Genomic DNA, 16,601 nt, shown 5'->3' with positions numbered 1-16,601 from the left:
GAAATTAGAAACCATAATGATGCATTTTAATTGTATCCTTTTTTCGCTCTTCTATTTTCTCAAAAATCAAAAACAATGTCAAATTACTTCAACACATTATCATTAAGAAACCAATTAGAACAATTAGGAAAATGTAGATTCATGGATGCTTCAGAGTTTGAAGATGGTGTAAATGCATTAAAAGGAAAAAAAATCGTAATTGTAGGTTGTGGAGCGCAAGGATTAAACCAAGGTTTAAATATGCGTGATTCTGGTTTAGATATTTCGTATACCTTACGTCAAGTAGCTATCGATGAAAAACGTGATTCTTACAAAAATGCAACCAGTAATGGGTTTACTGTTGGTACTTATGAAGAGTTAATTCCAACAGCAGATTTAGTTTTAAATTTAACTCCAGACAAGCAACATACTAATGTTGTAAAAGCAGTGATGCCTTTAATGAAAAAAGGAGCTACCTTAAGTTATTCTCACGGTTTTAATATTGTAGAAGAAGGTACAGAAGTTCGTGAAGATTTAACTGTAATTATGGTGGCGCCAAAATGCCCAGGAACAGAAGTTAGAGAAGAGTATAAACGTGGTTTTGGTGTGCCTACATTAATTGCTGTGCACCCAGAAAACGATCCAGAAAATAAAGGTTGGGCACAAGCAAAAGCCTATGCCGTAGCAACAGGAGGAGATCGAGCAGGAGTGTTAGCATCTTCTTTTATTGCTGAGGTAAAGTCTGATTTAATGGGAGAGCAAACTATTTTATGTGGATTGCTACAAACAGGAGCCATTTTGTCTTTTGATAAAATGGTTGCAGAAGGTATTGAGCCTGGTTATGCTGCAAAATTAATTCAGTATGGTTGGGAAACTATTACCGAAGCATTAAAACATGGAGGTATTACTAATATGATGGATAGATTATCTAATCCAGCAAAAATAAAAGCCTACCAATTATCTGAAGAATTAAAAGAGATCATGCGTCCTTTATTTGAAAAGCATATGGATGATATTATTTCTGGTCATTTTTCTAAAACCATGATGGAAGATTGGGCAAATGATGATGTAAACCTATTAAAATGGAGAGCAGAAACTGGTGAAACAGCATTTGAAAAAACAGCATTAACCACAGAACATATTACTGAACAAGAATATTTTGACCATGGTGTTTTATTAGTAGCTTTTGTAAAATCAGGAGTAGAATTAGCTTTTGAAACTATGGTAAGTGCTGGTATTATTGAAGATTCTGCTTATTATGAATCTTTACATGAGTTGCCATTAATTGCAAATACCATTGCTAGAAAAAAATTATTTGAAATGAACCGAGTAATTTCAGATACAGCAGAATATGGTTGTTATTTATTTGATCATGCATGTAAGCCTTTATTAACAGACTTCATGAAAAAAGTAAAAACAGATGTTATTGGTACTTCTTTTTCTACTACAACAGGAGTAGATAATATCGAGTTAATTGCTGTAAATGATGCTATTAGAAATCATCCAATTGAAGCCGTTGGTAAGCGTTTAAGAGCTGCAATGACTGCAATGAAAATTATAAAATCAGATGTAAAAACAGAAGATTCTGTTTTGGCTTAAGTAGTAATGCAATTAAAATGGCACACTTACTTTAGTATCGTGTGTCATTAAAATATTAAAATTTCCACTTTGGTAGAAAATTAACATGAAAGAAACCAAAACAATATACATGCCAACAATAGCTTCTGTTGAAGCTGCTGCCGAAAAATTAAAAGGAGTTGCAACTGTAACTCCTTTAATTGCTAATATGCAATACTCGAAGCAATTTGGCGCTAATATTTTATTTAAACGCGAAGACTTGCAACAAGTACGTTCTTATAAAATTAGAGGAGCATACAATAAAATGTCGTCTTTAAGTGATACCAAAGTAGAAAACGGAATTGTTTGTGCTAGTGCAGGAAACCATGCGCAAGGTGTTGCTATTTCTTGTAAATTATTAAAAATAAAAGGTACTATTTTCATGCCTTCACCAACACCAAACCAAAAGATAGAACAGGTGAAAATGTTTGGTGAAGACTATATTGAAGTCGTTTTAATTGGTGATACTTTTGATGATGCTTATGATGCAGCAATGCAACAAAGCGAAAAATTAAACCAAACATTTATCCATCCTTTTAATGATAAAAAAGTTATTGAAGGACAAGCAACTGTTGGTTTAGAAATTATTGATCAAGCCCAACATCCTATTCATTATGTTTTTGTTCCTGTAGGAGGAGGAGGTTTATCTGCAGGATTGTCTTCTGTTTTTAAACACCTTTCACCAGAAACAAAAATTATAGGTGTAGAGCCTGAAGGAGCTCCTTCCATGAAAACTTCTTTAATAAATAATAAAAATACAGCCTTAAAGCAAATTGAAAACTTTGTAGATGGTGCTGCAGTAAAACGTGTTGGCGATTTAAATTTTGCTATCTGTAAAGAAAACCTACACGATATGATAACGGTTCCAGAAGGAAAAGTATGTCAGATTATTTTAGAGTTGTATAATAAAGATGCTATTGTTGTAGAACCAGCAGGAGCATTAAGTATTGCAGCTTTAGATAAATATAAAGAAGAAATTAAAGGTAAAAACGTAGTATGTGTTGTTAGCGGAAGCAATAATGATATTACGCGTACACCAGAAATTAAAGAACGTGCACTTTTACACGCCAAATTAAAACATTACTTCATTATTAAATTTCCACAACGTGCAGGTGCTTTGCGTGAGTTTGTTGTAGATATTTTAGGTCCTACAGATGATATTACACATTTTGAATATACAAAAAAAGTAAATCGAGAAAATGATGTAGCTGTGGTTGGGTTAGAACTTAAATCTCCAGAAGATTTAGAACCTTTAATTACAAAAATGAAACTAAATAACTTCTATGGAGATTACTTAAATAATAAGACCGATTTGTTTCAGTTTTTAGTATAAGTATAACATACAGTTAACAACCCTTTCAGGATGCAGTAGTATCTTTAGTTTGAAAATTTTATTAAAATCACAGAATTATGAAAACACCTTTTTCTAACATACCAGAAGCATTTCAAATAACAAACCTTACCAACCAAGAAAAGTATTTGGTAGGAGGAGAGTTAAAAGAATGGAAAGGAGAAACCTCAGAAGTATATTCAACCATATCTTCTACCAAAGAGTATAAGCCTACACTGTTAGGAAGTATTCCTACTCTAGGAGAAAATGAAGCTCTTGAGGCTTTAGATGCTGCATGTGTGGCATATAATAAAGGACAAGGTTTGTGGCCAACCATGAAAGTGGTAGATAGAATTTCTTGCATGGAAAAATTTGTAGAACAAATGAAAACCAAGCGAGACGAAGTGGTAAAACTTTTAATGTGGGAAATTGGTAAAAACCTTCCTGATTCTGAAAAAGAATTTGATAGAACTGTAGAGTATATTTATGATACTATTGAAGACTATAAACAAATGGATCGCGATAGTGCTAAGTTTGAAAAAAATGCAGGTGTAAATGCACATATTCGTCGTGGACCATTAGGTGTGGTGTTGTGTTTAGGTCCTTATAATTATCCCTTAAACGAAACATTTGCACTATTAATTCCTGCTTTAATTATGGGTAATACTGCCATTTTTAAACCAGCAAAACATGGTGTTTTACTAATCTCTCCTTTGTTAGAAGCCTTTAAAACAAGTTTTCCAAAAGGAGTGGTAAATATTATTTACGGAAGAGGAAGAACCGTTGCTACACCAATAATGCAATCTGGTAAAGTAGATGTTTTAGCTTTAATAGGAAATAGTAAATCTGCAAATGCTTTACAACATCAACATCCAAAAAGTAACAGATTGCGTTTAGTATTAGGTTTAGAAGCAAAAAACCCAGCAATTGTATTGCCAGATGCAGATTTAGATTTGGCAATAGCAGAATGTATTGCAGGTGCTACATCTTTTAATGGGCAACGTTGTACAGCACTAAAAGTATTGTATGTACATCAAGATATTATAGAAGAATTCAATAAGCGTTTTTCAGCAAAAGTAGATGCGCTTAAATTTGGTAACCCTTGGGAAGATGGTGCTAAATTAACACCATTACCAGAACCAGATAAACCAGCATATATTCAAGAATTAATTGATGATGCTACGTCAAAAGGAGCAAAAGTAATTAATGCTAAAGGAGGCGAAACTTCAGAAAATTATATTTTTCCTGCTGTTTTATATCCTGTAACTAAAGACATGCGTGTTTTTCAAGAAGAGCAATTCGGACCAGTAATTCCTGTAGTTCCTTTTAGTGATATTGATGAGCCTTTAGAGGATATGGCTGCTTCTAATTATGGACAACAAGTAAGTTTGTTTGGTCAAGACATAAAAACATTAGCACCTTTAATTGATACTTTAGTAAATCTGGTTTGTCGTGTTAACTTAAATAGTTCTTGTCAACGTGGTCCAGACGTGTATCCTTTTACAGGTCGTAAAGATTCTGCTGTAGCTACATTAAGTGTACATGATGCGCTGCGTTCTTTTTCTATTAGAACCTTTGTGGCATCAAAAGACAATGAATATAACAATGCTATTTTAAAGAAGTTATTAGATTCTAAAGCTTCTAACTTTGTGAGCACAGATTATATTCTTTAAATAAAAAGGCTTAAAAATGAGGTATTTACAATTTAAATGTCTCATTTTTATAAAGTCATAAATTTTACATAAAAAAGAAGTCTAGTCATGGTTGTTTTAATTTTTATATGTAGTTTAGTACTATGTTTACACTAAGACACAAATATAGAACTCCCAGACCAACGGGTTTAGATTTATCTAAACGACGTAGCTAATTCTACCATTTAGCAACAAATTCTATATTCATATTTATTCTTTATATTGTGTACAACACCATTTTAAATTCCGTTTTTCAACTACATTTTATCTCAAAAGATAATACAAGATTTGAGCGTCGTAGTTTTACGCGTCGCCCTTAGGGTGTACTTCTATTTATAGAACTTAGGTGAGTCCAGTTCTGCTTTCAAAACCAAATTCCTGAAAAACAGGAATCTCAATAAAAAAATCATTATATTATTTAATTAATAAATCAATTACAATGGAAATTGTTATTGCTAACAAATCGCATAGTATTTATGCCGAAGTTATTTGCAACACTATTGCAGATGCTGCTCAGGTTAGAGGAACTGGTATAGCAAAACGTAAACCAGAATATATCATTACCAAAATGGAAAATGGTAACGCAGTTATAGCCTTAGAAGGAGATAAGTTTGCGGGTTTTTGTTATATAGAACAGTGGAGTCATGGCAAGTTTGTAGCAAATTCAGGCTTAATTGTGCATCCAGATTTTAGAAATATGGGTCTAGCAAAAAAGATTAAAAAAAGAATTTTTGAACACTCTAGAGACAAATACCCAAATGCCAAAGTATTTAGTATTACTACAGGTCTAGCAGTTATGAAAATGAATAGCGATTTAGGCTATAAACCAGTTACTTTTTCAGAATTAACAGAAGACCAATCCTTTTGGAATGGCTGCCAAACCTGCAAAAATTTTGATGTACTTACCAGAACAGAACAAAAAATGTGTTTGTGTACTGGTATGTTGTATGATCCTTCAAAAGAAGTAAAAAAAACACACCAGCATAATTATGATAAAAAAGTGTGGACAAGATTAAAAAATATAAAGCAATCCATGTTTTTAAAAAAAGATAAAAAAAATGAGTAAGAAGTTAGTTATAGCATATAGTGGAGGTTTAGATACCTCTTATTGCGCAGTAAGTTTAAGTAAAGCAGGATATGATGTGCATGCCGTAAGTGTAAATACTGGCGGATTTACCACAGAAGAAATAAAAGATATTGAAAGTAATGCCTATAAAATGGGTGTTTCTACTTATAAAAATATAGATGCTGTTGCTACATTTTACCAAAAAGTAGTGAAGTATTTAATCTTTGGAAATGTGCTTAAAAACAACACCTATCCTTTATCTGTAAGTGCAGAACGTATTATTCAAGCCATAGAAATTATTGAATATGCTAAAAGTATTGATGCAGAATTTATTGCTCACGGAAGCACAGGAGCAGGAAATGATCAAGTGCGTTTTGATATGATTTTTCAAACCTTAGCTCCAAATATTAAAATTATTACACCTATAAGAGACGGAAGTTTAACCAGACAAGAAGAAATAGATTACCTTAAAGAAAACGGAATCGATATGTCTTGGGAAAAAGCAAAATACTCTGTTAATAAAGGACTTTGGGGAACTAGTGTTGGAGGATCTGAAACCTTAACCTCAGAAAAACCTTTGCCAGACACAGCATATCCATCGCAATTAAAACATGCCGAAGAAGAAAAAGTAACACTAACCTTTTTAAAAGGAGAACTAGTTGCTGTTAATGGTGTTGAAAATAGTCCAGAGGTAAATATTGAAGTACTAAACAATATTGCTTCGGCTTACGCTATAGGAAGAGATATTCATGTTGGTGATACTATTGTCGGTATAAAAGGGCGTGTAGGTTTTGAGGCAGCTGCTGCATTAATAATTATTAAAGCACATCATTTATTAGAAAAACATACGCTTACCAAATGGCAATTACAACATAAAGAATACTTAGCTAGTTTTTATGGTATGCATTTACATGAAGGACAATATCTAGATCCTGTAATGCGTGACATGGAAGCCTTTTTGCAAAGTAGTCAAGACAAGGTTTCTGGAGATGTGTTTATAACCTTAAAACCATATCATTTTAATTTAGACGGAATATCTTCTAAGCACGATTTAATGAATGCAAAATTTGGTAGCTATGGCGAAGAAAATAAAGGTTGGACAGCAGAGGAAGCAAAAGGCTTTATTAAAATAATAGGTAACCAAAACAAAATTTACCAACAAGTAAATAGTTAGCACAAGCCTGTCAGGTTTTTTAAACGTTGAAGACTTGAAAAGACAAATTAAAATGAAAAATTTAGAAATAGGAATTATTGGAGGATCAGGTTATACTGCTGGTGAGTTACTTAGAATCTTGCTAAACCACGCTAAGGTAAATATCAATTTTGTGTATAGTACCTCTAATGCTGGTAACAAAATATATAAAGTACATCAAGATTTAATAGGTACTACAGAAATAGAGTTTACAAGTAAAATACATACAGAAGTAGATGTGTTGTTTTTGTGTTTAGGACATGGAAACTCGAAAGCCTTTTTAGAAAAAAACACCTTTTCAGAACATACTAAAATTATCGATTTAAGTAATGATTTTAGATTATCAGCAGATAAAAATTTTGAAGGAAAAGATTTTGTTTATGGTTTGCCAGAATTGAACAAAGACGCTATAAAAAAAGCTAATTACATTGCTAATCCTGGTTGTTTTGCAACAGCCATTCAGTTGGCATTATTGCCTTTAGCTAAAGCGAAATTTTTAAATAATGATGTGCATGTTAATGCTGTAACAGGAGCAACAGGAGCAGGAACTTCCTTATCTGCAACCACACATTTTACGTGGAGAGATAATAATTTTTCGCATTACAAAGCGTTTACGCATCAGCATTTAGGTGAAATAAATCAAACGGTAAACTTGTTGCAGACCAGTTTTAATTCCGAAATTAACTTTATGCCAAATAGAGGCGATTTTTCTAGAGGAATTTTCGCAACCCTTTATACTAAATATTCAGGAAGTCTAGAAGATGCTAAAAACTTGTTTTCTCAATATTATAAAGAAGCTGTGTTTACTGTGGTTTCTCAAGATGATATTCATTTAAAACAAGTAGTAAATACCAATAAATGCATCCTTCATTTACATAAACATAAAGATAAATTACTAGTAACAAGTGTTATCGATAATTTGCTCAAAGGAGCCTCAGGACAAGCAGTTCAAAATATGAACTTAATGTTTGGTTTTAAGGAAACAGAAGGGTTACAATTAAAAGCAAATTACTTTTAATAAGCATTTTTTTTCATTTCCGCGAAGGCGGAAATCTAAAGAAGTTAATAATAAAAAATTTCCGCCTTCGCGGAAATAAAAAGAAAAAGATCAAGCATGAAAATAGCCATTATAGGAACAGGAAATTTAGGGAAGTCTATAGCAAAAGGGTTAATAACCACAAATGCTATTACTACTCTGTATTTAACCAAAAGAAATATTGAAGGTATTCAAGAATTTGATGGATATAAAAATGTGTATGTAACCACAGATAATACCGAAGCTGTTAAGCAATCCGACATTATCATTTTTGCAGTACAACCAGCACATTTTGAAGGCATTTTAGAAACCGTAAAACCATATTTAACAGAAAAACACGTGTTAATATCTACTATAACAGGTTTTTTAATTCCTAAGATTGAAGAAAATGTAGGAGCAGATAAGTTTATTATTCGTGCCATGCCAAATACAGCTATTGCAGTTGGTAAATCTATGACTTGTTTATGTAGTAATACGCAAGGTGAAAAACGTATTAAAATTGCCGAAGCTATTTTTAACAGATTAGGACATTCTTTAAGTATTCCAGAAAGCCAAATGCAAGCTGCAACAGTAGTTTGTGCTAGTGGTGTTGCTTTTTGGATGCGTTTAATACGTGCAACAACACAGGCTGCTATTCAGTTAGGTTTTGATGCTAAAGAAGCACAAGAGCTAGCCATGTATACTAGTGAAGGAGCTGCAAGTTTATTAATAAATAATGGCAATCATCCAGAAGAAGAAATTGATAGAGTAACCACACCTAAAGGTTGTACTATTGAAGGTTTAAACGAAATGGAACACAAAGGGTTGAGTTCTTCTTTAATTCAAGGAATGATTGCTTCGTTTAATAAAATTAACAACATTAAAAAGGAACAAATATGAGTTTGTTTAACGTATATCCATTGTTTGATATCACACCTGTAAAGGCCGAAGATGTTTATGTTTTTGATGAAAACAATACCAAATATTTAGATTTGTATGGTGGACATGCTGTGATTTCTATTGGGCATTCGCATCCTAAATATGTAAAAAATATTAGTGAGCAAGTAGCTAAATTAGGCTTTTATAGTAACTCTATTCAAAATCCGTTACAAGTCAAGTTAGCAGATAAATTAGAACAATTATCAGGCTGTAATGACTACCAATTGTTTTTGTGTAATTCTGGAGCAGAAGCCAATGAAAATGCCTTAAAGCTAGCTTCCTTTCATAATAAAAAGAAAAAAATAATAGCCTTTAAAAATGGGTTTCATGGTCGTACCTCTGCTGCAGTTGCAGCAACAGATAATACTAAAATTATTGCGCCTTTAAACGCACAACAAGAAGTTGAGATTTTAGAATTAGGAGACTTAAAAACCTTAGAAAATGCATTAGCTAAAAACAATGTTTGTGCTGTAATTATAGAGTGTATTCAAGGGGTTGGCGGCTTAGATGAAAGTACTGCTGTTTTCTATGAAGGCGTTGATGCATTATGCAAAAAATACAATACTTGTTTTGTTGCAGATGAGGTGCAATCTGGTTTTGGTAGAACAGGTGATTTCTTTGCTTTTCAAAAGTATAATGTAACTCCAGATATTATTTCTATAGCTAAAGGCATGGGAAATGGTTTTCCAATAGGAGGTATTTTAATTCATCCAAATATTAAAGCATCCTTTGGGTTGTTGGGTACCACTTTTGGCGGAAATCATTTAGCATGTGTTGCTTCTAGCACTGTTTTAGAAGTGATTGAAGAAGAAAAATTAATGCAAAATGTAAAGGATGTTTCGGCTTATTTTATTGAACAAGCAAAGGCTATTCCAGAAATAAAAAATACAAAAGGAAGAGGATTGATGTTAGGGTTGGAGTTTGATTTTCCTATTGCAGAACTTCGTAAAAAGTTAATTTTTAATCAAAAGATATTTACAGGAAGTGCAAAGAATCCTAATTTATTAAGAATTCTTCCGCCTTTAACCATTAAAAAAGAACATGTCGATTTGTTTTTTGAAGCTTTAAAAAGGGAATTAAATTAATTAAAAGAAATTTCCACTTTCGTGGAAAATGAATATGAAAAAGTACACTAACATAAAAGATATTTCCAATCTTAAAGAAACCATTAGAGAGGCTATTTTATTAAAAATGGATCCTTTTGAATTTCAGGACTTAGGAAAAAACAAAACACTAGTCATGCTATTCTTTAATTCCAGTTTGCGTACGCGTTTAAGTACTGAAAAAGCTGCAAAAAACTTAGGAATGAATGTGATGATACTAAACGTAAATGATGCGTGGAATCTAGAGTTTGAAGATGGTACTATCATGAACGCAAATACTTCAGAACATATTAAAGAAGCAGCGCAAGTAATTTCGCAATATGCAGATATAATTGCGGTAAGAGCCTTTCCTAGTTTAACAGATAAACAAAAAGACGAAAGTGAATTTTTATTGCAAAGTTTTATTAAATACGCAACGGTTCCTATTGTAAATATGGAGAGTGCTACAGCGCATCCTTTACAGGCATTGGCAGATGCTATTACTATTACAGAATTAACCGAAAAAGCAAATCCTAAAGTGGTCTTGTCTTGGGCACCACACCCAAAAGCATTACCGCAAGCAGTTGCAAATTCTTTTGTAGAAATGATGCAAAATATGGATGTTGATTTAACTATTACACATCCTGAAGGGTATGAGTTAAGTAAAGAAATTACCAAAAACACAGCTATAAATTACAAGCAAGAAGAGGCTTTAAAAAATGCCGATTTTGTGTATGTAAAAAACTGGAGTAGTTATAATGACTACGGAAAAGTATTGTCTCAAGACAAAAGTTGGATGATGACCAAAGAAAAATTAGGTGCCGCAAAATTTATGCATTGTCTACCTGTACGAAGAAATGTAGTGGTAGAAGATGCGGTTTTAGATAGTGAGAGCTCTGTAGTAATAAAACAAGCAAATAACAGAACTTTTGCAGCGCAGATGGTACTGAAACAAATATTAGAAGATTTGTAAAATCTTCATAACTCTGAACTTGTTTCAGAATCTAACTTTAAATAAAAAGATACTGAAACTAGTTCAGCACTTATGAAAACACTAAAAATCATAAAAATTGGAGGAAACATCATCGATAATGAAGATGCCTTACAGCAATTTTTAAAAGAATTTTCAACCATTAACGGTCCAAAAATCCTTGTGCATGGTGGCGGAAAATTAGCAACCAAGCTAGCGCAACAAATGCAAGTAGAAGTTAAAATGATAGATGGTAGACGTGTTACAGATGCAGATACTTTAGATATTATTACTATGGTATATGCGGGAAAAATTAATAAAAATATAGTGGCGCAATTACAATCACATCAATGTAATGCTATAGGTTTTTCTGGTGCAGATGGAAATACCATAGTTTCAGATTTAAGACCATCAAAACCTATAAACTATGGTTTTGCTGGAGATGTAAAAAAAGTGAATACAGAAACCTTAGAGGTGCTTTTAAATAATAAGGTAACTCCTGTTTTTTGTGCAATAACACATGACCAAAACGGACAATTATTAAATACAAATGCAGATACCATTGCATCTGAATTAGCAATTGGCTTTGCATCGATATACAACACGGAATTATATTACTGTTTCGAAAAAAATGGGGTGTTAGAAAATGTAGACGATGACCATTCAGTTATAGAAAACATCAATACAGAAACCTATAAAACATTAGTAGAAGATAAGGTGATTTTTGAAGGCATGCTTCCTAAATTAAATAACTGTTTTTATGCTATAAATAATCAGGTTCAAAAAGTCTGTATAGGTAAATCAGAAATGCTATTTCATAAAAACAATAAACATACAACCATTACCAAATGATAGAAAAATTAACATCAGAAGCAATTGTTTTATTGAAGCAATTGATAGAAACAGAGTCGTTTTCTTCTCAAGAAGACCAAACTGCAGCGCATATTGAGCAATGGTTTAAGGTTCAAAATATTCCTTTTAAAAGAAATCAAAATAACGTTTGGGCAACCAGTAAGTATTTTGATGAAAGTAAACCAACGCTATTGTTAAACTCGCATCACGACACAGTAAAACCAAATAATGGGTACACCAAAGATCCGTTTAAAGCTATAGTAGAAGATGGTAAGTTATTTGGTTTAGGTAGTAATGATGCTGGAGGTTGTTTGGTGAGTTTATTGGCAACTTTTGCGTATTTTTATAACAGAGAAAGCCTAAAGTTTAATTTGGTAATTGTGGCTTCTGCCGAAGAAGAAAGTAGTGGTCCAAACGGTTTAAATAGTATGTTAAGTGTTATTCCAAAAGTAGATGTCGCTATTGTTGGTGAGCCAACTTTAATGCATTTGGCTGTGGCCGAAAAAGGTTTGGTGGTTTTAGATGCAGTGGTAAAAGGAACACCAAGTCATGCTGCGCATCCAAATAACAATAATGCTATTTATAATAGCATTCCGGTTTTAGAGTGGTTTAAAAATTATACTTTCAATAAAACATCTGAAGCTTTAGGTGAAGTGAAAATGACAGTCACACAAATTAATGCAGGAAAGCAGCACAATGCTGTACCAGCAGATGTAAAGTTGGTAGTAGATGTTCGTGTAAACGATAAGTATTCTAACCAAGATATTGTAGATATTTTACAAAAGGAAGCGCCTTGTGATAGTATTATACCACGAAGTATAAAATTAAATTCATCGTCTATTCCTATTGATCATCCATTAGTAGTAGCAGGAGTAGAAATTGGCAGAAGCACTTATGGTTCGCCAACCTTATCCGATCAAGCCGTTTTAAGCTGTCCTTCTTTAAAATTAGGACCTGGAGATAGCACAAGATCGCATTCTGCAGATGAGTTTATTTATCTAAATGAAATTGAAGAAGGAATTAAAATATATATTGAATTATTAGAAAAAGTACTTTAAGAACACTGTCATTCCGCACTTGATGCGGAATCCAAAAATAGATTCCTGTATTTGCAGGAATGAAAATGTTTAACAAAAAAAGAAAGCAGTGATTGCTGCTTTCGCAGGAATAAAATGAAACTCTGGGATAAAGGAATTAGTATTGATAAAAAAATAGAACAATTTACCGTTGGAAACGATAGAGAAATTGATATGCATATTGCAAAGTATGATGTGCAAGCATCACTAGCGCATGCAATCATGTTAGCCTCTATTGGTATTATTTCTTCAGAAGAATTGCAACAACTTAAAGAAGGATTACAAGCAATTGAAGAAACTATTGAAAACGGAACTTTTGTTATTGAAGATTCTTTTGAAGATGTGCATTCTAAAATAGAATTTGAACTTACAAAAACCTTAGGAGATGTTGGTAAAAAAATACATACAGCACGTTCTAGAAACGATCAGGTTTTAGTCGCACTTCAGTTATATTATAAAGATAGCCTAAGGCTGGTTAATGAAAAAACAGAGACTTTTTTTAATACTCTGTTAGTTTTAGCAGAAACACATAAAGATGCATTGCTTCCTGGTTATACACACTTACAAGTTGCTATGCCTTCTTCATTTGGATTGTGGTTTTCTGCCTATGCTGAGGTTTTAATAGATGATGTGTATTTACTAAATGCAGCGTTAAAAACCGTAGATCAAAATCCCTTAGGTTCTGCTGCAGGTTATGGTAGTTCGTTTCCTATTGATAGAGGATTAACTACTAAAGAATTGCATTTTTCAACCCTAAAATATAATGTAGTTGCAGCACAAATGAGCAGAGGAAAAAGCGAGCGTACTATTGCTTTGGCTTTAGGGAGTATCTGTAATACTTTAGCGCGTTTTGCTATGGATATTTGTGTGTATAATAGTCAGAATTTTGGCTTTATCGCTTTTCCAGATGAGCTAACTACAGGAAGTAGTATTATGCCACACAAAAAGAATCCTGATGTGTTTGAATTGATTCGTGGAAAAGCAAATAAAATACAAGCTTTGCATACTGAAATGGTTTTAATTACTAATAATTTACCTAGTGGTTATCATAGAGATTTTCAGTTATTAAAAGAAAATATCATTGCAGCAATGGAAGATGTAAAAGACTTGTTAGATATTTTTAATTACGCTATTCAGCAAGTAATTGTAAAAGAAATCGACTTAAACGACACTAAATACCAATACCTATTTACAGTAGATAATATTAATACCTTAGTGGTAGAAGGTATGCCGTTTAGAGAAGCATATCAAAAAATTGGAGGTGAAGTAGAAAACGGAACCTACAAACCAGATACTTCTAAAAAACACACGCATGTTGGTAGTATTGGTAATTTGTGTTTAGAGGAAATTAAAAACAAATTTCCTTTAGTAAAATAAAATAATTTGAAAATGATTTAGAAAAATTGTCGCTATTAGAAATTATTGTTACCTTTGGCGTATCAATAAGATACAAATGACATTTATTCAATTACATCATCATCATTTTCATATTTGCATTCAGGCGAACAGGAATTGATATTTGTAATTTTAAAAAATATTTCAAAAACCCGTCTGAATTAATCAGATGGGTTTTTTAGTTTTCTACTCTTTTGGTTTTTTCAGACTTCAACAAAAATTAAAATGAGTACACTAAAAATTGCCATTCAGAAAAGCGGAAGATTAAACCAAGACTCCTTACAGTTATTAAAAGATTGCGGAATTAAAATCGATAATGGTAAAGACCAATTAAAGGTTGCTGCAAGAAACTTTCCTATTGAGGTTTTGTATTTGCGTAATTCAGACATTCCGCAGTACATTGAAGATGGCGTGGTTGATATTGCTATTATTGGAGAAAATATTCTCATTGAAAAACAAAAAAAATCCGAAATAGTTGAAAAGTTAGGCTTCGCTAAATGTAGAGTTTCCTTAGCTGTTCCCAAAAGAATTGAAACCGATGAAGTAACTTACTTTAATGGAAAAAACATAGCAACTTCTTACCCAAATACCCTTAATGCCTATTTAAAAGAAAATAATATAAAAGCAGATATTCATGTAATTTCTGGTTCTGTAGAAATTGCTCCAAATATAGGTTTGGCAGATGGTGTTTGTGATATTGTGAGCTCTGGTAGTACTTTGTTTAAAAACGGATTAAGAGAAACGCAAGTTATCTTAAAATCGGAAGCTGTTTTAGCAAAAAATATAAACCTAGATGTCGAAAAAGAAGCCATTTTAGAAAAGTTGATATTTAGAATACAAGCGGTTTTAAGAGCAAAAAATACACGATACGTGTTAATGAATGTGCCCAATGATAAAATTGATGAGGTATCAGCTATTCTTCCTGTGTTAAAAAGTCCAACCATTCTTCCTTTAGCACAAGAAGGTTGGAGTTCCTTACACTCTGTAATTGATGAAGAAAAATTTTGGAATAATATTGATGCTTTAAAAAATGCTGGAGCAGAAGGTATTTTAGTGGTTCCTATAGATAAAATGGTATTATAATGAAAACGTATAAATTTCCAGATATAAAGGAGTGGAATGCTTTAATACAGCGTCCTGTTTTAGATCAGCAATCTTTAGATGCTATTGTTTTAGATGTTTTGCAAGAGGTAAAAACCAATAAAGACAAGGCGTTGTTTGCTTATGCAAAAAAATTTGATGGTGTACAGCTAGAGACTGTAGAAGTGACTGCTTCAGAAGTGGAAGAAGCTACAGCGCAAGTGCCGCAAGAATTAAAAGAGGCTATTGAATTAGCAAAGCAAAATATTCTAGCTTTTCATGCAGCACAAAAAGAAAAAGAGCAAATTGTAGAAACTACCAAAGGGGTAAAATGCTGGAGAAAATCGGTAGCTATCGATAAGGTTGGTTTGTATATTCCTGGAGGTTCTGCGCCTTTGTTTTCTACCATATTAATGCTTGGTGTGCCTGCAAAATTAGCGGGTTGTAAAGAGGTGGTTTTGTGTACACCACCAAATCAAGAAGGAAAAGTACATCCTGCAATTTTATATACAGCAAGTCTAGTTGGTATCACTAAAATATTTAAAGTTGGTGGTGCGCAAGCTATTGCTGCTATGGCTTACGGAACAGAATCTATACCACAAGTGTATAAAATTTTCGGACCAGGAAATCAATACGTAACCAAAGCAAAAGAATTGATTCAACAGCAAGGTGTTGCTATAGATATGCCTGCAGGTCCAAGTGAGGTTTTGGTAATTGCAGATAAAAGTAGTAATCCAGAATTTGTTGCAGCAGACTTACTGTCGCAAGCAGAGCATGGTCCAGATAGTCAGGTTATTTTACTTTCAGATGATGAGGCTATGATAGCTAAAACTACCGAAGCTGTACAAAGACAATTAGAAGCATTGCCACGAAAAGAAATTGCAGCCAAAGCCTTACAGATAAGTCGTTCTATTCTTTTAAATTCTATGGAAGAATGTGTTGCTTTTAGCAATTTATACGCTCCAGAACACTTAATCTTTGCAACCGATAATGCTACAGATTATATAGCGCAAATTACAAATGCTGGTTCTGTGTTTTTAGGAAAATATAGTTGTGAAAGTGCTGGTGATTACGCTAGCGGAACCAACCATACTTTACCAACTAATGGTTATGCTAAAAATTATAGTGGTGTTTCTTTAGATAGTTTTGTAAAGAAAATAACCTTTCAAAATTTAAGTCCTGAAGGAATACAAACTATTGGTCCAGCTATTGAGTTAATGGCTGAAGCCGAAGGATTAGATGCACATAAAAATGCGGTAACTATAAGGTTAAAAACTCTATAGTTACTAGTGCTGAACTTGTTTCAGTACCTCATAA

Annotated in this window: 14 protein-coding genes; all 14 read left to right on the top strand. The window is 32.8% G+C overall.

Translation table 11 applies throughout. The annotated features are described in order from the left end of the window. The first annotated feature begins 75 nt into the window (after positions 1-75). Positions 76-1,578, top strand: coding sequence for a ketol-acid reductoisomerase (ilvC, locus tag ACFSSB_RS08920; protein WP_379903331.1), 1,503 nt, complete (start codon positions 76-78; stop codon positions 1,576-1,578). A gap of 85 nt (positions 1,579-1,663) precedes the next feature. Beyond that, complete coding sequence (gene ilvA / locus ACFSSB_RS08915) at positions 1,664-2,929, top strand: threonine ammonia-lyase IlvA (RefSeq protein WP_379903328.1); 1,266 nt, start codon at positions 1,664-1,666, stop codon at positions 2,927-2,929. A gap of 77 nt (positions 2,930-3,006) precedes the next feature. Then, entirely contained in the window at positions 3,007-4,599 is a 1,593-nt protein-coding gene (locus ACFSSB_RS08910) for an NADP-dependent glyceraldehyde-3-phosphate dehydrogenase (protein WP_379903326.1), read from the top strand. A gap of 457 nt (positions 4,600-5,056) precedes the next feature. After that, entirely contained in the window at positions 5,057-5,683 is a 627-nt protein-coding gene (locus ACFSSB_RS08905; protein WP_379903324.1) for a GNAT family N-acetyltransferase, read from the top strand. Next, positions 5,676-6,857 carry an argininosuccinate synthase gene (locus tag ACFSSB_RS08900; RefSeq protein WP_379903322.1) on the top strand — a complete coding sequence of 394 codons (1,182 nt, stop codon included), beginning with the start codon at positions 5,676-5,678 and terminating at the stop codon, positions 6,855-6,857. Before ACFSSB_RS08905 ends, ACFSSB_RS08900 begins: the two co-directional genes overlap by 8 nt. A gap of 52 nt (positions 6,858-6,909) precedes the next feature. Then, a complete protein-coding gene (gene argC / locus ACFSSB_RS08895; RefSeq protein WP_379903320.1) occupies positions 6,910-7,893 on the top strand; it encodes an N-acetyl-gamma-glutamyl-phosphate reductase in 984 nt (327 codons plus the stop codon). A gap of 96 nt (positions 7,894-7,989) precedes the next feature. Beyond that, entirely contained in the window at positions 7,990-8,790 is an 801-nt protein-coding gene (gene proC, locus ACFSSB_RS08890) for a pyrroline-5-carboxylate reductase (protein WP_379903318.1), read from the top strand. Continuing rightward, entirely contained in the window at positions 8,787-9,914 is a 1,128-nt protein-coding gene (locus ACFSSB_RS08885) for an aspartate aminotransferase family protein (protein ID WP_379903316.1), read from the top strand. Before proC ends, ACFSSB_RS08885 begins: the two co-directional genes overlap by 4 nt. A gap of 34 nt (positions 9,915-9,948) precedes the next feature. Further along, positions 9,949-10,884: an N-acetylornithine carbamoyltransferase gene (locus tag ACFSSB_RS08880; RefSeq protein ID WP_379903314.1), complete on the top strand. Its 936-nt coding sequence runs from the start codon at positions 9,949-9,951 to the stop codon at positions 10,882-10,884. Positions 10,885-10,956: 72 nt separating this feature from the next. Further along, a complete protein-coding gene (gene argB, locus ACFSSB_RS08875; protein WP_379903312.1) occupies positions 10,957-11,733 on the top strand; it encodes an acetylglutamate kinase in 777 nt (258 codons plus the stop codon). Continuing rightward, positions 11,730-12,791 carry a M20 family metallo-hydrolase gene (locus ACFSSB_RS08870; protein ID WP_379903309.1) on the top strand — a complete coding sequence of 354 codons (1,062 nt, stop codon included), beginning with the start codon at positions 11,730-11,732 and terminating at the stop codon, positions 12,789-12,791. Before argB ends, ACFSSB_RS08870 begins: the two co-directional genes overlap by 4 nt. Before the next feature lie 114 nt (positions 12,792-12,905). Next, entirely contained in the window at positions 12,906-14,186 is a 1,281-nt protein-coding gene (gene argH / locus ACFSSB_RS08865) for an argininosuccinate lyase (RefSeq protein WP_379903307.1), read from the top strand. Between the two features lie 243 nt (positions 14,187-14,429). Beyond that, the gene (gene hisG / locus ACFSSB_RS08860; RefSeq protein WP_379903305.1) at positions 14,430-15,287 is read left to right on the top strand and encodes an ATP phosphoribosyltransferase; all 858 of its coding nucleotides are present in this window, start codon (positions 14,430-14,432) and stop codon (positions 15,285-15,287) included. Further along, complete coding sequence (gene hisD, locus ACFSSB_RS08855; RefSeq protein ID WP_379903302.1) at positions 15,287-16,567, top strand: histidinol dehydrogenase; 1,281 nt, start codon at positions 15,287-15,289, stop codon at positions 16,565-16,567. The genes hisG and hisD overlap by 1 nt, the downstream gene beginning before the upstream one ends. The last annotated feature ends 34 nt before the right edge of the window (positions 16,568-16,601 follow it).

It is taken from the genome of Lacinutrix gracilariae (assembly GCF_042684485.1).
In the GTDB taxonomy this organism is placed as follows: Bacteria; Bacteroidota; Bacteroidia; order Flavobacteriales; family Flavobacteriaceae; genus Oceanihabitans; species Oceanihabitans gracilariae.
Note: the sequence above shows the minus strand (reverse complement) of the source record. Positions and strands in the feature narration are given on the sequence as shown.

What these genes read in the sequence shown, in the direction of transcription:
- ilvC (WP_379903331.1), top strand. Translation starts at nt 76, where the DNA reads ATGTCAAATTACTTCAACACATTATCATTAAGAAACCAATTAGAACAA.
- ilvA (WP_379903328.1), top strand. Translation starts at nt 1,664, where the DNA reads ATGAAAGAAACCAAAACAATATACATGCCAACAATAGCTTCTGTTGAA.
- ACFSSB_RS08910 (WP_379903326.1), top strand. Translation starts at nt 3,007, where the DNA reads ATGAAAACACCTTTTTCTAACATACCAGAAGCATTTCAAATAACAAAC.
- ACFSSB_RS08905 (WP_379903324.1), top strand. Translation starts at nt 5,057, where the DNA reads ATGGAAATTGTTATTGCTAACAAATCGCATAGTATTTATGCCGAAGTT.
- ACFSSB_RS08900 (WP_379903322.1), top strand. Translation starts at nt 5,676, where the DNA reads ATGAGTAAGAAGTTAGTTATAGCATATAGTGGAGGTTTAGATACCTCT.
- argC (WP_379903320.1), top strand. Translation starts at nt 6,910, where the DNA reads ATGAAAAATTTAGAAATAGGAATTATTGGAGGATCAGGTTATACTGCT.
- proC (WP_379903318.1), top strand. Translation starts at nt 7,990, where the DNA reads ATGAAAATAGCCATTATAGGAACAGGAAATTTAGGGAAGTCTATAGCA.
- ACFSSB_RS08885 (WP_379903316.1), top strand. Translation starts at nt 8,787, where the DNA reads ATGAGTTTGTTTAACGTATATCCATTGTTTGATATCACACCTGTAAAG.
- ACFSSB_RS08880 (WP_379903314.1), top strand. Translation starts at nt 9,949, where the DNA reads ATGAAAAAGTACACTAACATAAAAGATATTTCCAATCTTAAAGAAACC.
- argB (WP_379903312.1), top strand. Translation starts at nt 10,957, where the DNA reads ATGAAAACACTAAAAATCATAAAAATTGGAGGAAACATCATCGATAAT.
- ACFSSB_RS08870 (WP_379903309.1), top strand. Translation starts at nt 11,730, where the DNA reads ATGATAGAAAAATTAACATCAGAAGCAATTGTTTTATTGAAGCAATTG.
- argH (WP_379903307.1), top strand. Translation starts at nt 12,906, where the DNA reads ATGAAACTCTGGGATAAAGGAATTAGTATTGATAAAAAAATAGAACAA.
- hisG (WP_379903305.1), top strand. Translation starts at nt 14,430, where the DNA reads ATGAGTACACTAAAAATTGCCATTCAGAAAAGCGGAAGATTAAACCAA.
- hisD (WP_379903302.1), top strand. Translation starts at nt 15,287, where the DNA reads ATGAAAACGTATAAATTTCCAGATATAAAGGAGTGGAATGCTTTAATA.